This window comes from Microbacterium sp., assembly GCF_035277845.1.
In the GTDB taxonomy this organism is placed as follows: Bacteria; Actinomycetota; Actinomycetes; order Actinomycetales; family Microbacteriaceae; genus Microbacterium.
Genome location: NZ_DATEJS010000251.1, coordinates 1 through 5,769 on the forward strand (window position 1 = coordinate 1; position 5,769 = coordinate 5,769).

Here is a 5,769-nt window from a genome sequence, read left to right on the forward strand (position 1 = left end):
CCGCCCGCCGCTACCTGGAGCACCTCGCCGATGCCGGACGCGCGCTGCGCGCGCCCCGATACGGCACCCCCGGTCGCCCGGAGACCGAGTACCGCTGGCTGTGACCGCGCCCGCCGCCGCCGCGCCGGCGTCCGCTCGCCACCGCCCCGGCGCCCCGCCGACTCGTTGACTTGCCTCAGATGTACGGCGCACACGGCGTGTCGCGTACATCTGAGGCAAGTCAACATCGGGAGGACGCGACCCAGCGGGCGGAAGCGCGCGAGAGGGTCGGTCGTCGCCGGCGCTACTGCGCGACCGAGGGGTCGAAGCTCTCGGGCAGCGGCGCGATGGGATCGACCTTCGACGTGATCTCGACAGCGTGGCCGGTCAGGGCCGCGTCGCGGATGCCGAGCAGGATGTCCAGCACGTGCGACGCCAGGGCGCCCGACGCGCGCTCGGGCACACCCGCGCGGATCGAGCGCAGCAGCTCGACGATGCCCGTGCCGCGGCCGAAGGCTGCGCCGGTCGCGGTGATCGTGCGCGCCTTTTCGCCGTGGAGGTGCAGCAGGCTGTCGCCGTCGAAGTTGTTCGGGTCGGGCAGGCTGATCGTGCCCTCGGTGCCGTTGATCTCGACGACCCCGGCGCGCGCGAACGCGTGCTGGAACGAGAAGACCGACTGCGCCGACGTGCCGCCCTCGAACTCGATGAGCGCCGCATGGTGCGTCGGGACCTCGACCGGGAACGTCTGGCCGGCGCGCGGGCCGCTTCCGATGGTGCGGATGTCGCGCGACTTCGACGAGACCGCCTGGACGCGGGTCGCCGAGCCGAAGACGTGCACGAGCGTCGTGGCGTAGTACGGCCCCATGTCGAACAGGGGGCCGGCGCCGGTCGCGAACAGGAAGTCGGGGTCCGGGTGCCACGACTCGGGGCCCGGGACGTGGAACATCGTCGTCGCGGTGAGCGGGGTGCCGATGTCACCGCGGGCGATCGCCCGCAGGGCCGTCTGGACGCCCGCGCCCAGAACCGTGTCGGGTGCGCACGCGACGCGCACACCCGCTGCGGAGGCCGCGGCCAGCAGCTCCTTCGCCGACTCGTGGTCGAGCGCCACCGGCTTCTCGCTCCACACGTGCTTGCCGGCGGCGATGATACGGTGCCCGACCTCGGTGTGCGCGGCCGGGATCGTCAAGTTGACGACGAGCTCGATGTCGTCGCGGGCGAGCAACTCGTCGACGGTGCCGGACCGCGCGACGCCGAACTCCTTCGCCCGAGCCGAGGCGCGGTCGAGGTCCAGGTCGGCGATGAAGCGCACCTCGACCTCTTCGAACGCGGTGAGGTTCTTGAGGTAGGCGGGAGAGATGTTGCCGGCGCCGATCAGGCCGATGCCGGTCGTGATCGCCTCGCTCATGCGGCGGCCTCGACGTCGTTCGCGGCGAGCCAGGCGAACGAGGCCGCGATGCCCTCGAAGACGTCGCCTCGGAAGCGGTCGAACTCGACGACGCGCAGGGCCTGCGGCGCAGCGGCGAGGATCGCCGTGACGTCGACGTCGCCCTGGCCGGCCGGCTGCTGGTTCTCGAACGCCGCGGTGAGCGCTTCGGGGACGATGAGCGCACTCTCGCTGCTCGGCAGGATGTCGCGGATCGCGTCGTCGATCAGGCCGTCCTTGACGTGGATGGCGCGCACGCGGTCACCCAGCGCACGCAGCACGGCGGGGACGTCCGCGCCGCCCACGGTCGCCCAGAAGGTGTCGACCTCGAGCACGACGGCGGGGTCGAGCTGCGCGGCGAAGAGCTCGAAGACCGTGCGGCCGCCGACCTTGTTCGTGAACTCCCACTGGTGGTTGTGGTAGCCGAACTCGAGGCCGCGCTCCTGCGCCTGGGCGCTGAGCTCGTTGACGCGCGCCGCGATCTTCGCGACGTCGTCGGCGGTCTGCCAGCGGTCGGTCGGGACGAACGGGTCGATGACGGTGCGGATGCCGAGTTCGGCGGCGGCGTCGAAGACGGCCTCGGGGGTCGCGTTGTCGATGACGGAGGCGTGGCCGGAGGGTGCGGAAATGCCGGCGGCGGTCAGCGCGCGCTTCACGTCCCCGGTGTTGGTGTGGAAGCCGTAGGGCTCGGCCTTCGTGAAGCCGATCTCGGCCAGGCGGGCGAGCGCCGCGTCGATGTTCTCACCGATGGCGTCGCGCACCGAGTACAGCTGGACGGAGGGGGAAGACATGGTTCACTCCTTTGTAGAGACGTCTGCGGATGAACGATGATACCGCGAAACCCGTACACTGGATGAAAATGAGTCGGATCATGGCTGAAGAAATCTCCGCCCGGCGCGACGCCACCGTCACAAGCGCCGCCGACGGCGTCGACTCGACGTCGGACGGCTCCCGCGGGCCGTACGCGAAGGGCGTCGCGCGTCGCGCGCAGATCATCGAGAGCGCGCTCACCGAGTTCGCAACCCGCGGAGTCGATGGCACGTCCCTGCGGACGCTGGGCGACGCGATCGGCACCGCGCACGCCACGCTGCGGCACTACTTCGCGTCGCGCGATGAGCTGCTCGTCGAGGTGTACCGGGCCCATGAGGCCCGGGGGTCTGCGTCGAGGGCATCGGATGCGAATGCGGCTGCCGAGGCATCCGCATCCCCTGCCCCCTCCGTCGCTGCCCCCGACACCCGCGGCGCCGTCGAGCTGATGATGGAAAGCGCCGACTTCAACCGCACCATCCCCGGGCTCGTGCGCCTGTACGCCACCCTCACGGCCGACGCGGTCCAAGAGAACCACCCCTCCACCGCCGACTTCGTGCGCGCACGATTCGAGAGCGTGCGCGCCGGGCTCGCTCAGCGCGTGCGGGAAGCCCAGGACGCCGGACGGATCGCCGCCGACATCGATCCTGACGACGCCGCCGCGCTGGTGGCCGGGGCGTCCGACGGCCTGCAGGTGCAGTGGCTGCTCGCACCCGACACCGTCGACGTGCGCCGCTCCCTCATGCTGCTCGAACGGCTGCTTCCGAGTGCGACGCCGCCACGCTCCGACGAACGCTGAGCAACGGGTCGTGCCGCCCGGTCCCGAACGGGGTCAGTCGTCGCCGGCGAGGGCGGCGAGGCGGGCCTCCTCGTCGGCGTGGATGGCCGACTCGATGAGGGGCTCGAGGGCGCCGTCCATGACCTGGTCGAGGTTGTACGCCTTGTAGCCGGTGCGGTGGTCCGCGATCCGGTTCTCCGGGAAGTTGTAGGTGCGGATCCGCTCCGAGCGGTCCATGCCGCGGATCTGCGAGCGGCGGGCGTCGGAGGCCGCGGCATCCCGCTCCTCCTGCTGCTTCGCGAGCAGCCGCGCCCGCAGCACGCGCATGCCCGCCTCGCGGTTCTGCAGCTGCGACTTCTCGTTCTGCATCGACACCACGATGCCGGTCGGCAGGTGCGTGATGCGCACGGCGGAGTCGGTCGTGTTCACGGACTGGCCGCCCGGGCCGGACGACCGGAACACGTCGATCTTGAGGTCGTTCTGGTTGATCTCGACCTCGTCCGGCTCATCCACCTCCGGGAACACCAGCACCCCGGTCGTGGAGGTGTGGATCCGGCCCTGCGACTCGGTCGCCGGCACCCGCTGCACGCGGTGCACGCCGCCCTCGTACTTGAGGTGCGCCCACACGCCCTGCGCCGGGTCGGAGCTCTGGCCCTTGATCGCGACCTGGACGTCCTTGTAGCCGCCGAGGTCGGACTCGTTGCGCTCCAGCAGCTCCGTCTTCCACCCCTTGGACGCCGCGTACTGCAGGTACATGCGCAGCAGGTCGGCGGCGAACAGCGCCGACTCGGCACCGCCCTCCCCCTGCTTGATCTCCATGATCACGTCGCGCGCGTCGTCGGGATCGCGCGGGATCAGCAGGCGCCGCAGCCTCTCGGCCGACGCGGCGAGGTGCTCCTCCAGGGCGGGCACCTCGGCCGCGAACGCCTCGTCCTCACGGGCGAGCTCGCGGGCCGCATCCAGATCGTCGGATGCCGCCTGCCAGTCCTCGTGCGCCTTGACGATGCGCGACAGCTCGGCGTAGCGCCTGTTGACCCGCTTGGCGCGCGCCGGGTCGGCGTGCACCGCGGGGTCGTTCAGCTCCTGCTCGACGGCCCGATGCTCCTCGAGCAGCGGGCCGACCGCGTCGAACACGGGGATCCCTTACCGGATGCTGTTCTCGTGACCGTGGCTGTGACCGCCGCCGCGGCTGTCGCGCTCGGGCACCGGGATGGCCTTCTGCATCTGCACGAGGAACTCGACGTTGGACTGGGTCTCCTTGAGCTTGCCCAGCACCACCTCGAGCGCCTGCTGCGTGTCGAGGCCGGCGAGGGCGCGACGCAGCTTCCAGGTGATCTTCACCTCGTCGGTGGACAGCAGCATCTCCTCGCGGCGGGTGCTGGACGCGTTGACGTCCACCGCCGGGAAGATGCGCTTGTCGGCCAGCTGGCGCGACAGGCGCAGCTCGCTGTTGCCGGTGCCCTTGAACTCCTCGAAGATGACGTCGTCCATCTTGGAGCCGGTCTCGACGAGCGCCGTCGCGAGGATCGTGAGCGATCCGCCGTTCTCGATGTTGCGCGCGGCGCCGAAGAAGCGCTTCGGCGGGTACAGCGCGGATGCGTCGACGCCACCGGTGAGCACGCGACCCGAGGTCGGAGCCGACACGTTGTACGCGCGGCCGAGGCGGGTGATCGAGTCGAGCAGCACGACGACGTCGCGGCCGAGCTCCACGAGGCGCTTGGCGCGCTCGATGGCGAGCTCCGCGACCGTGGTGTGGTCTTCGGCAGGGCGGTCGAACGTCGAGGCGATGACCTCGCCGCGCACCGAGCGCTGCATGTCGGTGACCTCTTCGGGGCGCTCGTCCACGAGCACGACCATGAGGTGCACCTCGGGGTTGTTCTTGGCGATCGCGTCGGCGATCTGCTGCAGCACGATCGTCTTGCCGGCCTTCGGGGGCGCGACGATGAGGCCGCGCTGGCCCTTGCCGATCGGGGCGACGAGGTCGATGATGCGCTGGGTCAGCTTCTCCGGCGCGGTCTCCAGGCGCAGGCGCTCCTGCGGGTACAGCGGGGTCAGCTGGCCGAACTCGACGCGGGTCGCGGCGTCGTCGACCGACAGGCCGTTGACGGCGTCGACCTTGACCAGCGCGTTGTACTTCTGGCGGCTGGACTGCTCGCCCTCGCGCGGCTGCTTGATGGCGCCGACGACGGCGTCGCCCTTGCGCAGGTTGTACTTCTTCACCTGGCCGAGCGAGACGTAGACGTCGCTGGGGCCGGGCAGGTAGCCGGTGGTGCGCACGAACGCGTAGTTGTCGAGCACGTCGAGGATGCCGGCGATCGGGATGAGGACGTCGTCCTCGCCGATCTCGGTCTCGAACTCGTCGGCGTTCTGGTTGCCCTGGCCGCGGCGCTTGTTGCGCTGGCGGCTGCGGGCGCTCTGGCCCTGCTGACCGTTCTGCTGCGGGCCGCCCTGCTGGCCGCCCTGCTGCGGTGCGGCCTGGGTCTCGTCGCCGGACTCGGATGCCGTGGCCTTCTCGCCCTCGGCGGTCTGCTCCCGGGCGTCCTTCGCGTTGCGGTTGCGGCTGCGGCTGCGGTTGCGGCCACGGCCGCGCGCGGGCTGCTCGCCCTCGGCCTCCGCCGGCGTCTCGGCGGACTCGGATTCCTCGGCGCCGGCCTCGGCGGGCGTCTCGGTCTCGGCGGCGGTCTGCTCCGCGGCCGGAGCCCCGGTCTCGGCAGCCGGAGCCTCGGAGGCCTCGGTCGCAGGGGTCTCGGCGGCCGCCTCGGCAGAGGCCTCCGTCGGCGAC

The 5,769-nt window shown here is 71.3% G+C and carries 5 protein-coding genes and 1 pseudogene; 2 read left to right on the plus strand and 4 right to left on the minus strand.

Annotated features, from left to right (window positions below):
• Positions 1 to 104, plus strand: a pseudogene (locus VJR25_RS10885) (two-component system response regulator); the annotation flags it as partial.
• 179 nt (positions 105 to 283) lie between these two features.
• Here the strand turns inward: VJR25_RS10885 and VJR25_RS10890 are convergent.
• Positions 284 to 1,384 carry a Gfo/Idh/MocA family oxidoreductase gene (locus VJR25_RS10890; RefSeq protein WP_324114992.1) on the minus strand — a complete coding sequence of 367 codons (1,101 nt, stop codon included), beginning with the start codon at positions 1,382 to 1,384 and terminating at the stop codon, positions 284 to 286.
• Entirely contained in the window at positions 1,381 to 2,193 is an 813-nt protein-coding gene (locus VJR25_RS10895; RefSeq protein WP_324114993.1) for a sugar phosphate isomerase/epimerase, read from the minus strand. The genes VJR25_RS10890 and VJR25_RS10895 overlap by 4 nt, the downstream gene beginning before the upstream one ends.
• A gap of 80 nt (positions 2,194 to 2,273) precedes the next feature.
• Here VJR25_RS10895 and VJR25_RS10900 point away from each other — a divergent pair, with 80 nt between their 5' ends.
• Positions 2,274 to 3,008, plus strand: a complete 735-nt coding sequence (locus VJR25_RS10900; protein WP_324114994.1) for a helix-turn-helix domain-containing protein — start codon at positions 2,274 to 2,276, stop codon at positions 3,006 to 3,008.
• 33 nt (positions 3,009 to 3,041) lie between these two features.
• Here VJR25_RS10900 and prfA read toward each other — a convergent pair whose 3' ends face one another.
• Positions 3,042 to 4,121 carry a peptide chain release factor 1 gene (prfA, locus tag VJR25_RS10905; protein WP_324114995.1) on the minus strand — a complete coding sequence of 360 codons (1,080 nt, stop codon included), beginning with the start codon at positions 4,119 to 4,121 and terminating at the stop codon, positions 3,042 to 3,044.
• Between the two features lie 9 nt (positions 4,122 to 4,130).
• On the minus strand, positions 4,131 to 5,769 hold a 1,639-nt coding region (rho, locus tag VJR25_RS10910), incomplete at its 5' end, for a transcription termination factor Rho (protein WP_324114996.1).

What these genes read in the sequence shown, in the direction of transcription:
- VJR25_RS10900 (WP_324114994.1), top strand. Translation starts at nt 2,274, where the DNA reads ATGGCTGAAGAAATCTCCGCCCGGCGCGACGCCACCGTCACAAGCGCC.
- VJR25_RS10895 (WP_324114993.1), bottom strand. Translation starts at nt 2,193, where the DNA reads ATGTCTTCCCCCTCCGTCCAGCTGTACTCGGTGCGCGACGCCATCGGT.
- VJR25_RS10890 (WP_324114992.1), bottom strand. Translation starts at nt 1,384, where the DNA reads ATGAGCGAGGCGATCACGACCGGCATCGGCCTGATCGGCGCCGGCAAC.